Raw genomic sequence first — 14113 nt, 5'->3', positions numbered from 1 at the left:
TGGTAGGCTCGTCCCGCCGTGCGCCGACCCGCCGTCCTTGCCCTGCTGGCCCTCTCCGCCTGCGCGACGCCGCAGCGGGAGAAGATGAGCTTCGAGGAGCTGTACGCGACCTCGGGCGACAACGGCTTCGTCAACGTCAGCAGCCCCTTCCTCCCCCACGAACCGGAGCGCGCCCGAGGCCCCCTGACGCCCGAGCGCTCCCCCGAACTCGAAGCGCGCCTCTCCTTGTTCGCGGAGAAGGCCCAGGCCTACCGCGCGAAGGCCCAGCGCGGCAGCGCCATGCCCGCGGAACAGGTGCGCAACTGGGAGGCGGTGAACGCGGCCCTGGACGCCTTCCTGGACCGGCCGGTCGAGTACACCGACCCCCGTGACCTGACGCGCGCCCGGGGCGTGATGGAGGCGGAGCTGGAGCAGGACGCGCGCCTGTACGGCGACATGCCGGGCTCGCTCGCGGAGGCGGTGGTGATGCGCGTGGGCCGCCTCATCGTGCGCGCGTCCACGCTGCGCCGCTGGGCGCTGCCGCCGGAGCCCGCCGGCCCGCCGCGCCTCGCCTGGCCCGTGGCGCCCGTCACCATCACCAGCCTCTACGGCGAGCGCTGGCACCCCATCACCGGCCAGCTCCGCCGCCACTCGGGCGTGGACCTGGCGGCCTTCCGGGGGCAGCCGGTGGGCGTCGCGGAGAAGGGCGTCGTCCTGCGTGCCGGCTGGAACGGCGACCACGGCAAGATGGTGGAGGTCCAGCACGACGGCCAGTGGGTGACGCGCTACAGCCACCTGTCCGAGGTCCTGGTGACGACCGGCGAGGTGCTGGCGAAGGGCGACGTGGTGGGGCTCGCGGGGGACACGGGCCTGGCGACCGGCGTCCACGTCCACTTCGAGCTCTGGCACGAAGGCGCTTCCATGGATCCGCTGGAGGCGCTCGTCACCCCCGAGTCGGGCCCGGACACCTCCGGCGAGGAGCGTCCCGTGGCCCGCATGCCGACGGAGCCCCCCGTCCTCACGTCCCAGGGGCGGCACCCGGCGGCGGGTTCGCGCCCCTGAGGGGGACGGACGGGCCCTGAAGGGCCCTCGAGACTACAGCGAGTTCTTCAGCTCCTTGGCGGGACGGAAGCCGACCGTCTTCGACGCCTTGAGCTTCATCATCTCGTTGGTCTGCGGGTTGCGGATCTTCCGCGCCTTGCGCGAGCGCAGCGACCAGGTGCCGAACCCGGGGTAGCTGAAGCGCGAGTCCTTCTTCACCGCCTTGCCGATGTTGGTGAACACGCTGTCGAGGATCTGGGCAGCCTGCTTCTTCGTGAGCCTCGACTGCGCAGCCACCACCTCCACGAGCTCTGCCTTGGTCATGACACCCCTCCTCTGTGCGTTGTCTGGCGTTGAACGAGCGGATGGCGGAGGTAACAAATCGAGGTTTCGACTGTCAATGCGCCACCTGCTCCCAGGCCGGAAAATCGGCCTCTGGATGAAAACTGGCCTCTGAAAATACACCCGGTAGAGAGAGGGAGGATCGCATCTTTTGATACACCCTCACACTCTCGTTTTCACCATCAGGGGAAGTGATCGCCTGGTGATCGAATTCGCATGAAAGACATTGGAAGATCGATCGCTTAGCAGCGGCGGCTGATCCAGCTCCAGCAAGGCGCCATCAGGGGGCTAGAGTGCCTGCCCGCGTGCCCACCCGACTGCTGCCCTGGCTCCTGATCCTGCTGTGCGCCTGTTCGCGGCCGACGCCCCGGCCCCGGCCACAGGCAGCGGTCGAGCTCTGGGTGGACGGGGCGGCGTCAGGCGGTGACGGCACCCGGGAACGCCCCCTGCGCACGCTGACGGAAGCCCTGGCCCGTCCGGGCCCGAAGCGCGTGCACCTGGCCTCCGGCCGCTACGGAGGCCCCATCCGCCTGCTGGAGGGGACAAGGCTCGTGGGGGAGGGGCCCTCCACGGTCCTGGCGGCGACTGGCCCGGACATGACCGTGGTGGACGCGTCGAGGGGCACCACCCTGGAGTCCCTGGTGGTGGAGGGAGGAGGCTGGGGCCTGGACGCCCGAGGGCCCCTTGTGGTCCGTGGCGTGACCTTCCGGAATCAGGCCCGGGGAGCCATCCGCCTGACGGAAGGACCACTGGAAGGCAGCGGCCTGCGCTTCGAGGCGGGGGCGGGCAGCCAGGCACGAACCTGTTCCCTTTCAGACATCACACCGGTGGCTGCTCACCCCGCCACCGAGGCACGGGCTGGGATGGGCGTGCTCGTGGAGGCGGGAACCACGGGCGGCGCCGCGCCCTCGCTGATCCTCCGGGACAGTGTGTTCGTGGGGCCCTATGAGCGCGCCATCCGGGCCCGGGGCGGAGCCACGGTCCGTCTGGAAGGGGTGTGCTTCCAGGGGCCTCGCATGGCGCTGAGCCAGGAGGGCGGCGTGGCGGAGGTCAAGCAGGCGAGGGCCTCGGGAGGCGCGGGCACGGCGTTCTCCATCGTGGAGGGCGCGCTGACGCTGGTGGACGTGCGGGTCCAGGGCCACGAGTACGGCATGACGGCCAACCGGTCGCGGTTGTTGGTGCGGGGCTTCACCTCGGAGCACGCCACGCGCGCGGGCCTCGGGCTCACGGCGGTGAACGGCCTGCTGGAGGACGTGGCCGTGAAGGACGCGGGCAACTACGGGGCGCTGCAACTCACCGCCTCGGACCTGGAGGTGCGGCGCTTCCGCCTGGAGGGTTCGCGGGAGTACGGCGTGGTGGCGCTGCAGGGACGCGTGCGCTTGCGCGACGGCGTCATCACGGGCGTGAGCACCGCGGATGGCATCGCGGGAGACGGGCTCCACCTGCGCCAGGTGGAGGCGGACGTCGACACCGTGACCGTCGAGGACGCGAAGGGCTCGTGCGTGCTGGCGTCACAGCGCGCCCGGGTGGCGCTCCGGAAGGCCCGGCTCGCGGGCTGCGGGCTCGCCGCGTTGGCGGTGGATACGCGAGCCACCCTGGAGTCCCGGAACGTCGAAGTGCGCGGGACCCTCGCTGCCGTGTTGCTGGCCATCGAAGAGGGCCAGCTGAAGGCGGAGAACCTCACCGCGAAGGACGCGCGAGGCGAGCTGGTCTCCACCGACTGCCAGGGACAGACGCGCGTCCAACTGCGCCACGTCGACGCGGGCACCACGCGGGGGCTGCGCTCCCCTTGCGTCCAACTCGACGCCAGCACCCCTCAGCCCTGAGCTGGAGCGTCCGTGAGAGACAGGGGCGTGGCGCGCTTTTCGAGCCACTCACGGATGACGGGGTAGACCTCCATCGGCGCGCCGGTGCCGAAGATGAGGTCGCCATGGCCGTAATCCATCTGGTCCCCGCGGTCCCGTCCGAAGACGTGCAGCGTGCGATCCGGGGACGTGAGCAGCGCGTACTGTGCCTCCACGTTGGCCGCGGTGGCCAGGCGGTCCGCGCTGCCGCCCATCACCAGCACGGGCATCTGGAGCTTCGCGATGCCCGCGCGCCAGTCCGTCTTGCGGTCGTAGGAGCGGAACGCGTCGTGGGAGATCCAATCCTGGAACTGGAGCAGCACCTTGCGGCTCATCGCCGCCATCATGTTGGCGGACAGCTGCCGCAGGACGCGCGGCGGGATGTGCCGGGGATTCACGACGATGTCCGACAGGGGCAGCGCCAGGTAGCCCAGGAAGGGCGCCAGGCTGGTGCTCACCCAGGCCTGTCGGATGCTCCCGGGCCACGCCGCGCGCACGCCCAACGAGATGAGCGTCCGCAGGAACGGCTCTGACTTGAGGTACACCGGCGCTCCTAACTCAAGCAGGCCCGCCAGCTTCTCCCCCTCGGGCCCCTGCGCCACGCCGTAGCCCACCAGTCCCCCCAGCGAGTGGCCCAGCCAGAACGCCTGCTTCGCGCCGGTCTCCTTCAGCGCCAGCTCCAGCAGGGCCGGCCCGTCGTGCTGGATGTGGTCATCGACGGTGAAGTCCGTGGCCCGCCGGCCCTTGGGCGGACGCTGCGAGTGCCCCGTGCCGCGCCACTCCACGCTGAAGCAGTCGAAGCCGGCCTCGGTGAGGTAGTGGGCCACGGAGTAGGGCGGCTCGAAGTCGAAGGTGAAGCGGTTGGCCGCCAGCCCGTGGCACAGCAGGACGGGCTCGGCGAAGCGGCGCACCGGGGCCCGCCGCGCGTGCACGGTCAGTTCCCACCCATCCGCGCAGCGCACGCGCAACATGTCGGGAAGAGGGCCCTTGAGGCGGTACCACCGCCGCACCAGCAGGACCCACACGACGTTCACCAGCACCAGGGCGCCCGCGGCCATCAACCCCCACAGGGCCCACTGCCCGTACGGCATTTCTCCTCCCATGCGACCCGGGACCGACTCCAGCGCGAATAAAAGCCTGCTAAGGTCCGTTCCCTCGCCGTTTCTGCCACATGGGCAGCCGACCACCTGGGGAAGTCGAGGGAACGATGAAGCTGCGGAAACTGATGTTCGTGCTCCCGAACCTCTTCACCGTCACCTCCATCTTCTGTGGCTTCTACGCCATCACCCTGTGCTCGGGTGAGGCGGAACCCGTGCAGCTGTACCAGGCGGCCCTGGCCATCCTCTTCGCCATGTTCTTCGACGGGTTCGACGGACGGGTGGCCCGCCTGACGAAGACGCAGAGCGACTTCGGCATGCAACTCGACAGCCTCGCGGACGTCATGTCCTTTGGCGCGGCGCCGGCGCTCCTCGTCTACAAGTGGGCGTTGGCCCCCATGGGCTTCTGGGGCCTGTTCATCTCCTTCGCGTTCATGGCCTGCGGCGCCATGCGGCTGGCGCGCTTCAACGTGCTCGCCATGCGCAACCCGCACGGCGGTGGCGGCGGCTTCTTCGTGGGGCTCCCCATCCCGCTGGCGGCCGGCGTGCTCGTCTCCCTCATCATCTCCCACCACGTGGCCTCCCAGGGCGAGGCGCTCGGTGACGGCGCGCGCGTGCCGGTGGCCGTGGCGGTGGCGGCCCTGTCGCTGCTGATGGTGTCCACGGTGCGCTACCGCACCTTCAAGGACGCGCGCCCCAGCCGCAAGACGGCGGTCATCTTCATGGCCATGGCGCTCACGGGGGCGTTCATCGCCCGGCAGTTCCACCCGGCCTGGGTGCTGGTGACGTACTTCGCCGCGTACCTGCTCATGGGGCTGGTGGAGTCCGCGGTCTCGGTGCGCAGCCGCCTGGCGTCGCGCAAGGTCGGCGCCGTCGCCGCGGTGGCGGTGGCGGCCGGGCTCGACGAGGACGAAGACGAGGACTCCGAGCCCAACGCCACGGACGACGGCCCCGCGTTCCTCTGAGCAGCCGGGCACGGAAGCCGGGACGCGGCCCGTGCCCTCCCGACCCGGGGCCGCTAGGATGCGCGGCCCATGCGCGTCGAGCTGCTGTGCACCGGTGACGAGCTCGTCACCGGCCTCATCACGGACACCAACAGCACCTGGCTGGAGGCCCACCTCTTCGACCTCGGTGTGAAGGTCGAGCGGGTGACGCTGGTGGGGGACGTGCGTCCGGACATCACGGGCGCGCTGCTGGAGGCCTCGGCGCGCGCGGACGTGGTCATCGTCTCGGGGGGGCTGGGCCCCACGGCGGACGACTTCACGCTGGAGTGCGCCGCCGCCGCCGCGGGCGTGTCCATGGAAGAGGACGCGCGAGTGCTCGGCTGGCTGAAGGAGCGCTATGCCGCGCGGGGCATGGCCCTGAATCCGGGCGCCCTGCGCATGGCGCGCATCCCCGCGGGCACCGAGCCGGTGCGCAATCCCCAGGGCTCTGCGCCGCTGGTCATCCAGCGGTTGGGCCGCGCCCACCTGTTCTTCCTGCCGGGCGTCCCGCGCGAGTACAGGGCCTTGTTGGACGGAGAGGTCCTGCCGCGCGTGCGGACCTGGCTCGCCGCCGAACCCCACCGTACGTTCCGGGCCTTCCGCCTGCTGCGAACGGTGCGCCTGCCCGAGTCCGTGTTGAACGAGACGGTGATGCCCCTGGCGCCCAGCCACCCCCGGGTGGTGTTCGGCTTCCGGACGCATGCCCCGGAGAACCACCTGAAGCTGACGGCCGAGGCCCCCACGCAGGCGGAGGCCAACGCCGCGCTCGCCGCCGCGGAGGCCGCATGCCGGCAGGTGCTGGGCACGCACGTGTATGGCGCGGATGACAGCGAATACGCTCCCGTCCTCCTGGACCTGCTGGCGCGCGCGGGCCACACGCTGGCCGTGGCGGAGAGCTGCACGGGGGGCCTCGTCGCGCAGCAGCTCACGGCCGTCCCCGGCTCCAGCCAGGTCTTCATCGGAGGCGCGGTCGTCTACTCGGAGAAGATGAAGTCCGCCTGGGTGGGCGTGTCCCCGGACCTCCTCGCGAAGCACAGCGCCGTATCCGCGCAGACAGCGCTCGCCATGGCGGAGGGAGTCCGCGCCGCCTGCGGCGCCACGTTCGGCCTGTCCATCACGGGCTACGCCGGCCCCACGGGAGGCACGCCCGAGGACCCGGTGGGCACCGTGTACTGCGGGCTGGCCGGTCCCGGCATGGCGCCCCGCTGCGAGCGGATTTCGCTCGTGGGTGACCGGGACCGGGTCCGCCTGTTCGCTGCGTCCCACGTGCTGGAGATGTTGAGGTTGCATTTGCTCGCCGCCCCCGTGTCGCCATGAGTCGCTCCAAATCAAAGCGTCCCCGTCCTTCCGCGCCGGAAGCGCCGTCCACGATGCCCCCGTCTCCCGCATCGCCAGGCGAGCCCGTCACGGCCCCACCCGAGTCCTCCGCGCTGCTCGCCAGCACCGCGGCGGCGGAGGGGCCTTCCAGCCCCTCCACGTCTCCGGCCGGAGTGGAGATGCATCCGGTGCGGCGAGCGGTGAGCCAGTGGCTGTCGGCCCACCGGGTGGAGGTGGCGCTGTTCCTCATCGCGTTCGCGGTGCTGTCCAGCTTCAGCTCGCAGCGCTTCCTCCGGCAGAGCGCCGCGCCGCACTTCATCTACCAGGCGCAGTCCTGGCTGGAGGGGCGGCTCGACGTGGATCCGCAGGTGTTGCCCAACCTGGAGGACTGGGCCTGCGTGCGGGTGGTGAACGGGCACAAGGTGCGCTGCGAGGGGCGTCCGCTCCCAAGTGACCGCTGGTTCGTCAGCTTCCCGTCCTTCCCGGCGGTCGCGATGCTCCCCTTCGTCGCGCTGCACGGCTACCAGTTCAACGACACCTCCTTCGGCGTCATCGTGGGCGCGCTCGCGGTGGCGCTGTTCTATTCGCTGCTGCGCTTCCTCGCGCGGGAAGGGGAGACAGCGCGCAACCGCGACGACAACGTGGTGCTGTCGCTGGTGCTCGCCTTCGGCACGCTGTTCTTCTACTGCGCCATCCGGGGTGAGGTCTGGTTCAGCGCGCAGGTGATGGGCGTGGCGCTCACGTGTCTGTACGTGCGCAACGCCATCAAGGCCCGGCGCCCCGTGCTCGCGGGGGTCTTCTTCTCCATGGCCGTGCTGACCCGTGCGCCGCTGGTGTTCGCGGGCCTCTTCTTCGTCCTGGAGGAGCTCTGCCCCGGTCCGGAGCGGCTGGCGCAGCTGAAAGCCCTTCCGAGCACGTGGAAGCCCGCCCTCCGCAAGCTCGTCCTCTTCGGCGCGGGGGCCGCTCCCCTCGCGGCGCTCGCGGCCGCGTACAACGTCTACCGCTTCGGCAAGCCAGGCGAGTTCGGCCACTCGTTCCTCTACAACAACCGGGTGAACGTCGACATCGACCGCTTCGGGCTCTTCAACATCGAGTACCTGTCGCGCAACCTCCAGGCCGCGTTCCTCAAGCTGCCCCAGGTGTCGCTGTCTCCACTGCGGCTGTCGTACGACCCGCATGGGCTGACCCTGCTGCTCACGCTGCCCCTGCTGGTGTTCCTGGTGGCGCCCCGCACGCGTCCCCGGCTGCACTGGCCCCTGTGGCTGACCGTGGCGGTGTGCGCGCTGCCGGGACTCTTCTACCAGAACACTGGTTACATGCAGTTCGGCTTCCGCTTCAGCCTGGACTACACGCCCTACCTGTTGCTGCTCTTCGCCATTGGCGGGTGGTCGCTGCGCAATCGTGCGGTGGTGGCCGTGCTGGCGCTTGGCGTGCTGGTGAACTTCTGGGGCGCCGTGGCCTTCCGTGGCTACACGGAGTTCGTACGGAACTGGTAGGCCTCCAGTGCCCGGCGGCTTGAATCCGCCGGGTCCCCACCGCACATGAAGGGCGACATGCAACCTCCCACTGGTCAGCCCCCCCCAGGCAAGCGTTGGCACACCCGTGAGGACAGCGGCATCCGTCTGGATGCGGCGTTGCGCTGGTGGCACGATGACGAGCCCATCGAGCACCCGAAGATCATCGAGCTCTTCAACGCCTCGCTCGTCCTGGACGAGGACGGGCGCTACCAGCTGCGCATCGCTCCGGACTGGTGCTACGTCCAGGTGGAGGACGCGGCCTATGAGGTCCGCACCGTGGACGTCACGCCGGACGAGCGAGTGTCCCTGCGCCTGAGCGACCGGACAGCCGAGGCGCTGGACCTGGGGTCGCTCCAGCTCGCGCCGGACGGAGTCCTCACCTGCCGCGTGAAGCAGGGCAGGGCGAAGGCTCGCTTCTCCCGGGATGCGCAGTACCAGTTCGGTGAGCTGCTGGAAGAAGGGCCCGGAGGGCACCTGGTGCTGCGCGCGGGCCAACGCCAATGGGAGGTCCCCCTCTCGATGGATGCGCTCCAGGCCGCGACCTAGGCGGCCTCGGCGGTTGATGGCGACGTGGAAGCCGCCGCCGCTCCCACCAGGTCGCGGGCGAGGGCCTCCAGGACGTCCGGGTGCTCTCGCAGCCATTCGCACGCCCGCTCGCGGCCCTGGCCGATGCGCTCACCCCGCAGGCTGAAGTGGCTGCCCGACTTCTCCACCACGCCCGCGCTCACGGCCAGGTCCAGCACCTCGGCGGCGCGGTGGATGCCCGTGCCATAGAGCACGTCGAACTCCGCCTCCTGGAACGGGGGCGCCAGCTTGTTCTTCACCACCTTCACGCGGGCCCGTGAGCCCACCACCGCGTCGCCTTCCTTGAGGTTGCCCGTGCGGCGGATCTCCATCCGCACCGAGGCGTAGAACTTCAGCGCATTGCCCCCCGTCGTCGTCTCCGGGTTGCCGAACATCACGCCAATCTTCATGCGGACCTGGTTGATGAAGATGATGCAGGTGCCGGAGCGGCTCACGGCGCCCGTGAGCTTCCGCAGCGCTTGACTCATCAGCCGGGCCTGGACGCCCATGTGCGCGTCTCCCATCTCCCCTTCGATCTCCGCGCGAGGGACCAGCGCCGCCACCGAGTCCACCACGATGAGGTCCACGGCGCCCGAGCGCACGAGCTGCTCGGTGATTTCGAGCGCCTGCTCCCCGGTGTCCGGCTGCGCCACGAGCAGTTCCTCCGTCCGCACCCCCAGCTTGCGCGCGTAGGACAGGTCCAGCGCGTGTTCCGCGTCGATGAAGGCCGCGACGCCTCCCACGGCCTGCACCTGCGCAATCGCATGCAGGGTGAGCGTCGTCTTTCCAGAGGACTCATTGCCGAACAGCTCCACCACGCGTCCGCGCGGATAGCCCCCCACCCCCAGGGCCCGGTCCAGCCCCACCGAGCCCGAAGGGATGACCGCCACCTTTTGCTCCGGTGCATCCGCGCCGAGCGTCATCACCGCGCCCCGGCCGAACTGCTTCTCGATGGACGCCACCGCCGCCGCCACTGCCTTCAACTTCTCCGTCAGCCTGCTCATCTCGTCTGCCTCCCTCGCCGCCCTGCGGGCTGGATGCCTCGACGGTGGGCAGAGCAACGCTCGTGCCGTGCAGGTTCCGGAGGAGGTGGGGCTGCAAGGGCGTCCAGGTTGGTCCGCTCCGTCCGAACTGGCGGAGCGGCATGGCTGTCTCCTGGGGGATGAGAAGACACAATGTGAGAGGACCTCCGCATAAGCAGCCGCGAGCGAGCGCGACAGGTTGGCTTGAGGGGGTGGAGGACTTTGCGTTGAATCCCGGACGCGTCGGCGTGACCTCTCCTCTCGTGAACAAGACCCGTGAGAACCTTCCCCATGTGGTCATCCTGGGAGGCGGCTTCGGCGGCCTCTACGCGGCCCGTCACCTGCGAAAGGCAGGGGTCCGCGTCACGATGGTGGACCGTCACAACCACCACCTCTTCCAGCCCCTGCTGTACCAGGTGGCCACGGCGACGCTCAGCCCCAGCGACATCGCCGCGCCGCTGCGGGCGATGCTCGGGCGCGACCACGTCCAGGTGCTGCTCGCGGAGGTGACTGGCGTGGACACCGCGCGCAAGCGAGTCCTCCTGGCGGACAGCGAGCTGGCGTACGACTTCCTCATCGTCGCCACCGGAGCAACGCACTCGTACTTCGGCAATGACGCCTGGTCGCGACACTCGATGGGCTTGAAGACCGTCGAGGACGCCCTGGAGATCCGCCGTCGCGTGTTGCTCGCCTTCGAGCAGGCCGAGCGCGAACCGGACCCCGAGCGTCGCCGCGCGCTGCTCACCTTCGCCATCATCGGCGCGGGCCCCACGGGCGTGGAGCTGGCGGGCGCCCTGGCGGAGATCAGCCGCAACTCATTGTCGGGTGACTTCCAGAACATCGACCCCCGGGACGCGCGCGTCATCCTCATCGAGGGAATGGACCGCGTGCTTCCCACCTACCCCGAGAACCTCTCGGGCGAGGCCCGCCGGGTGCTGGAGCGGCTCGGCGTCGAGGTGCGCACGGGCACCCGCGTCACGAACATCGACGACGAGGGCGTGGACATGGGGCCGGAACACCTGTCGGCCCGCACGGTGCTCTGGGCCGCGGGAGTGGAGGCCTCGCCCGTGGCCCGCTCGCTCGGCGTGACGCTGGACAGGGCAGGCCGTGTCCCGGTGACGCCCGAGCTCACCGTGCCCGGACATCCCGACATCTTCGTCGTGGGCGACCTGGCGCTCGTGAAACAGGAGGACGGGAGCGCGGTGCCAGGCGTCGCGCCCGCGGCGATGCAGGAGGGCAAGCACGCGGTGCTCAACCTCCGCCGTCAGCTCGCGGGCCAGCCCATGCAGCCCTTCCGGTATTGGGACCGAGGCACCTACGCGGTCATTGGCAGAGGCCATGCCGTGGGCGTGGCCTTCCGCCGCGTGAAGCAGTCCGGCTTCATGGCGTGGCTGGCCTGGCTCTTCATCCACATCACGTTCCTCATTGGATTCCGAAGCAAGCTGGCCGTGCTGCTCAACTGGGCATACGCGTACCTGACGTTTGGCAGGTCCGCGCGCATCATCACCGGCCCCGCCCCCCAACTGGAGGAGCGGGGTGTGCAGCCGCTGCTCGCGAGTGGAATGTCAGCCCATGCCGACGGGCGGGAGCCTGGGACTCCCGCCGTGCTCGGGAGCCTGGTTCCTGAGAGGAGCGGGCCGGGGTGAGGCACTCGCCGTTCCCCGGGTGTTGAAGTAGAGCCAGCCCCGGCGGTCCAGCATCCGGCAATCGACCGCGAGCCGCATGTCCGTTGCCTCGATACGTCCATGCCCCTCCAGGTCCGCGCGCGTCAGCGCGAGCTTGAGGATGCGGTCATGCGCCCGCGCGGAAAGACCAAAATGCGTGACGGCGTTCTTCAGCGCCTTTTCCGCGAGCGGTGACAATACGCAGTAGCGGCGCAGCAGGTGCGAGGGCATCTGGGCATTGCAGTGCACCCCTGGCAGGTCGTGGAAGCGAGCGCGCTGCCTCTCTCTCGCGGCCTCCACTCGCTGCCGGTAGTAATGGCTGGGCAGCTCCTGGGGCTTCGAGGCGAGGTCGTGGTACTCCACCGGCCGTGTCTGCACGGTGATGTCGATGCGGTCCAGCAGGGGCCCGCTGATGCGCTCGTGGTAGGCGAAGATGCGGTGCTCAAGGCATCTGCACTCGTGCCCGGGGACATTGAAGTAGCCGCAAGGGCAGGGGTTCATCGCCGCCACCAGCATGACCCGGCAGGGGTAGGTGATGTGCTGGGTGGCTCGTGCGAGGTGGATGGCGCCTTCCTCCAGGGGCTGGCGCAGCACCTCCAGCACGTTCTTGCGGAACTCGGGCAGCTCGTCGAGGAACAGCACGCCGTGGTGCGCGAGGGACAGCTCGCCTGGACGAGCGGCGGGGCCACCTCCTACGAGCCCTGCATCGGACAGCGTGTGGTGGGGCGCACGGAACGGACGCTCACGCATCAGCGCCTGCTCGTCCCCCAGCAGCCCCAGGATGGAGTAGACCTTCGTGACCTCCAGCGCCTCGTCGAAGCTCATCTCGGGCAGGATGCCTGGCAGCCGCCGCGCCAGCATCGTCTTGCCCGACCCTGGAGGGCCGGCCATGAGGATGTTGTGACCGCCAGCCGCCGCGAGCTCCAGCGCAAGCTTCAGCTCTGGCTGCCCTCGCACGTCGGCCATGTCCGCGGACACCTCGCGAGCCTCTCCCACGGAGGTTCCCATGCGCGTCAGTGGTGTCAGCGGCGTCTTGCCGGTGAGGTGCCCCACGGCCTCTTTCAGATGGGCTACGGGCAGCACCTCGAGCCCTTCCACCAGCGCGGCCTCGGCTGCATTGGCGGCGGGCACCATGACCCCCTGGAAGCCGCCATTCCGGGCCGCCACGGCCAGCGGGAGCACCCCTCTGATGGGCTTGATGGAGCCGTCTAGCGACAGCTCACCGCCAAAGAGGTAGCGCTCCAGCGGTTCCTCCTCCATCAACCGGGCCGCCGCCAGGACCCCCAGCGCGATGGGCAGCTCGAATGCCGCCCCTTCCTTGCGGATGTCTGCGGGCGCGAGGTTGACGGTGATCCGCTTCTGCGGAAGGTCGAAGCCCGCGTTCTTCAGCGCGGAGACCACCCGGACCTTCGACTCCCGGGCTGCTCCCTCCGGCAGCCCCACGACGTTGAAGTAGGGCAGTCCGAGGGCCATGTCGACCTCGCACTCCACCACCACCGCGTCGATGCCCATCAATGCCCCCGACCGCACCCTCGCCAGCATCATCTCCCCCTTCCAAACCCGTACGGAGGAGGGGAGAGCAATGCCCATACCGGCATCCTGCCCTCGGAGCGGGCCCCTCATGTCCATCCCACAGCGCAGACGCCACGTCCCGGGCGGGGACATGGGGCCTGAAAAGGAGAAGCCCGCCGGCGTCGGAACGCCAGCGGGCTTCGGATGGAGTCGGTGACGGCGTGTCCGCGCGTCAGCCGTGGATCAGGGCGTCGGGGCAGGGGCGGGCGCGCCGTCCGGCGTGGCCTGCGTGCCCTGGATGACCGCGTTCTGGGGAAGCTCGGTGGCCATGCCCAGGATCTTCGCTCCCGCGGCACGCGCGCCGTCGAGCGCCACCACGAGCTTGCCGTAGTTCGCCGCGTCATCCGCCATGAAGAAGACGATCTTCTCGTCCGGCTTCTTGGCGTTCAGCATGCGCTTGAGGCGGGCGACGTACTCGGACGAGGGGATCTGCTCCGTGTTGATGGAGTAGGCGCCGGCCTTGTCCACCTGCACGACGATCTGCTGATCATCCGGCTCCGGCGGCGGCTGGTTCTCCTCCACCTCCGTCTCCGGGACGCGGACGAGGATGTCCTTCTCCAGGAGGGGGGTCACCACCATGAAGATGATGAGGAGCACCAGCACCACGTCCACCAGGGGCGTGACGTTGATCTCCGAGTTCGGCGCGGACGCGGGCTTGACCCACTGACGCTGCTTGTGTCCTCGGGACATTACTTCTTCTCCTCCACGCCCAGGGCGATCTGCTTCGCCTTCGCCTTGCGGGCCGTGTCCAGCACCTTGCGCACGTCGCCCACGTTCAGGGCGTTGTCGCCCTTCAGGAGGATCTTCTTGCCGGGATCCTTCACCAGCTCCGCGGCGATCTTCTCCTGGAGCCCCTTCTCGTCGACCTCATCGTTCTCCACGAACATCTTCTTGTCCGGGGTGATGGAGAGGATCAGCGGGTCGGCTTCCTTGCCTTCCTTTTCGATCTCCGTGGCCTTGGGCAGCTCCACGGACTTGCCGCGCTGGAGCATGGGCGTCACGACCATGAAGATGATGAGGAGCACCAACACCACGTCCACCAGGGGCGTGACGTTGATCTCGCTCTTGATGCCCCCTTTGGGGCCTGCTGACATTCCCATGCGTGCACCTGTTTCCGGGAAGGGACGCCCACCCCGGGGCAGCGCGGCTTCTCAGCCGGGCCGCCCGCATG

13 protein-coding genes are annotated in these 14113 nt (G+C 69.6%); 7 read left to right on the top strand and 6 right to left on the bottom strand.

Annotated features, from left to right (window positions below):
* Positions 1-18: 18 nt before the first annotated feature.
* A complete protein-coding gene (locus tag U8525_RS20830; protein WP_374268028.1) occupies positions 19-1041 on the top strand; it encodes a M23 family metallopeptidase in 1023 nt (340 codons plus the stop codon).
* A 33-nt stretch (positions 1042-1074) separates the two neighbouring features.
* Here U8525_RS20830 and U8525_RS20825 read toward each other — a convergent pair whose 3' ends face one another.
* Complete coding sequence (locus U8525_RS20825) at positions 1075-1344, bottom strand: HU family DNA-binding protein (RefSeq protein WP_223642800.1); 270 nt, start codon at positions 1342-1344, stop codon at positions 1075-1077.
* A gap of 323 nt (positions 1345-1667) precedes the next feature.
* On the opposite strand from U8525_RS20825, the gene U8525_RS20820 reads away from it, so the two are divergent.
* Positions 1668-3188, top strand: coding sequence for a hypothetical protein (locus U8525_RS20820; RefSeq protein WP_374268027.1), 1521 nt, complete (start codon positions 1668-1670; stop codon positions 3186-3188).
* Here the strand turns inward: U8525_RS20820 and U8525_RS20815 are convergent.
* Positions 3179-4297: an alpha/beta fold hydrolase gene (locus tag U8525_RS20815; RefSeq protein ID WP_374268102.1), complete on the bottom strand. Its 1119-nt coding sequence runs from the start codon at positions 4295-4297 to the stop codon at positions 3179-3181. The genes U8525_RS20820 and U8525_RS20815 overlap by 10 nt on opposite strands.
* 116 nt (positions 4298-4413) lie before the next feature.
* On the opposite strand from U8525_RS20815, the gene pssA reads away from it, so the two are divergent.
* The 4 genes from pssA (at position 4414) to U8525_RS20795 (ending at position 8666) form a co-directional block, all read left to right on the top strand.
* Positions 4414-5268: a CDP-diacylglycerol--serine O-phosphatidyltransferase gene (pssA, locus tag U8525_RS20810; protein ID WP_374268026.1), complete on the top strand. Its 855-nt coding sequence runs from the start codon at positions 4414-4416 to the stop codon at positions 5266-5268.
* A gap of 69 nt (positions 5269-5337) precedes the next feature.
* Positions 5338-6603 carry a CinA family nicotinamide mononucleotide deamidase-related protein gene (locus U8525_RS20805; RefSeq protein ID WP_374268025.1) on the top strand — a complete coding sequence of 422 codons (1266 nt, stop codon included), beginning with the start codon at positions 5338-5340 and terminating at the stop codon, positions 6601-6603.
* Positions 6600-8099 (top strand): hypothetical protein, encoded by a 1500-nt coding sequence (locus tag U8525_RS20800; RefSeq protein WP_374268024.1) that lies wholly within the window; start codon positions 6600-6602, stop codon positions 8097-8099. The genes U8525_RS20805 and U8525_RS20800 overlap by 4 nt, the downstream gene beginning before the upstream one ends.
* A 57-nt stretch (positions 8100-8156) precedes the next feature.
* A complete protein-coding gene (locus tag U8525_RS20795) occupies positions 8157-8666 on the top strand; it encodes a DUF1285 domain-containing protein (protein ID WP_374268023.1) in 510 nt (169 codons plus the stop codon).
* Here the strand turns inward: U8525_RS20795 and recA are convergent.
* Positions 8663-9688 (bottom strand): recombinase RecA, encoded by a 1026-nt coding sequence (recA, locus tag U8525_RS20790; protein WP_374268022.1) that lies wholly within the window; start codon positions 9686-9688, stop codon positions 8663-8665. The genes U8525_RS20795 and recA overlap by 4 nt on opposite strands.
* A gap of 266 nt (positions 9689-9954) precedes the next feature.
* Here recA and U8525_RS20785 point away from each other — a divergent pair, with 266 nt between their 5' ends.
* The gene (locus U8525_RS20785; protein WP_374268021.1) at positions 9955-11352 is read left to right on the top strand and encodes an NAD(P)/FAD-dependent oxidoreductase; all 1398 of its coding nucleotides are present in this window, start codon (positions 9955-9957) and stop codon (positions 11350-11352) included.
* On the opposite strand, the gene U8525_RS20780 is transcribed toward U8525_RS20785, so the two are convergent.
* The 3 genes from U8525_RS20780 to U8525_RS20770 form a co-directional block, all read right to left on the bottom strand.
* Entirely contained in the window at positions 11272-12912 is a 1641-nt protein-coding gene (locus tag U8525_RS20780) for a YifB family Mg chelatase-like AAA ATPase (RefSeq protein WP_374268101.1), read from the bottom strand. The two genes, U8525_RS20785 and U8525_RS20780, sit on opposite strands and share 81 nt — an antisense overlap.
* Before the next feature lie 213 nt (positions 12913-13125).
* Positions 13126-13632, bottom strand: a complete 507-nt coding sequence (locus tag U8525_RS20775; protein WP_374268020.1) for an ExbD/TolR family protein — start codon at positions 13630-13632, stop codon at positions 13126-13128.
* Positions 13632-14042: a biopolymer transporter ExbD gene (locus U8525_RS20770; protein WP_120523783.1), complete on the bottom strand. Its 411-nt coding sequence runs from the start codon at positions 14040-14042 to the stop codon at positions 13632-13634. Before U8525_RS20770 ends, U8525_RS20775 begins: the two co-directional genes overlap by 1 nt.
* Positions 14043-14113: the final 71 nt, after the last annotated feature.

The sequence above is a fragment of the Corallococcus sp. RDP092CA genome (assembly GCF_041903675.1).
Taxonomy (GTDB): domain Bacteria; phylum Myxococcota; class Myxococcia; order Myxococcales; family Myxococcaceae; genus Corallococcus.
This window is presented reverse-complemented; position numbering and strand designations above follow the sequence as displayed.

What these genes read in the sequence shown, in the direction of transcription:
- U8525_RS20825 (WP_223642800.1), bottom strand. Translation starts at nt 1,344, where the DNA reads ATGACCAAGGCAGAGCTCGTGGAGGTGGTGGCTGCGCAGTCGAGGCTC.
- U8525_RS20815 (WP_374268102.1), bottom strand. Translation starts at nt 4,297, where the DNA reads ATGCCGTACGGGCAGTGGGCCCTGTGGGGGTTGATGGCCGCGGGCGCC.
- pssA (WP_374268026.1), top strand. Translation starts at nt 4,414, where the DNA reads ATGAAGCTGCGGAAACTGATGTTCGTGCTCCCGAACCTCTTCACCGTC.
- U8525_RS20805 (WP_374268025.1), top strand. Translation starts at nt 5,338, where the DNA reads ATGCGCGTCGAGCTGCTGTGCACCGGTGACGAGCTCGTCACCGGCCTC.
- U8525_RS20800 (WP_374268024.1), top strand. Translation starts at nt 6,600, where the DNA reads ATGAGTCGCTCCAAATCAAAGCGTCCCCGTCCTTCCGCGCCGGAAGCG.
- U8525_RS20795 (WP_374268023.1), top strand. Translation starts at nt 8,157, where the DNA reads ATGCAACCTCCCACTGGTCAGCCCCCCCCAGGCAAGCGTTGGCACACC.
- recA (WP_374268022.1), bottom strand. Translation starts at nt 9,688, where the DNA reads ATGAGCAGGCTGACGGAGAAGTTGAAGGCAGTGGCGGCGGCGGTGGCG.
- U8525_RS20780 (WP_374268101.1), bottom strand. Translation starts at nt 12,912, where the DNA reads ATGCTGGCGAGGGTGCGGTCGGGGGCATTGATGGGCATCGACGCGGTG.
- U8525_RS20775 (WP_374268020.1), bottom strand. Translation starts at nt 13,632, where the DNA reads ATGTCCCGAGGACACAAGCAGCGTCAGTGGGTCAAGCCCGCGTCCGCG.
- U8525_RS20770 (WP_120523783.1), bottom strand. Translation starts at nt 14,042, where the DNA reads ATGGGAATGTCAGCAGGCCCCAAAGGGGGCATCAAGAGCGAGATCAAC.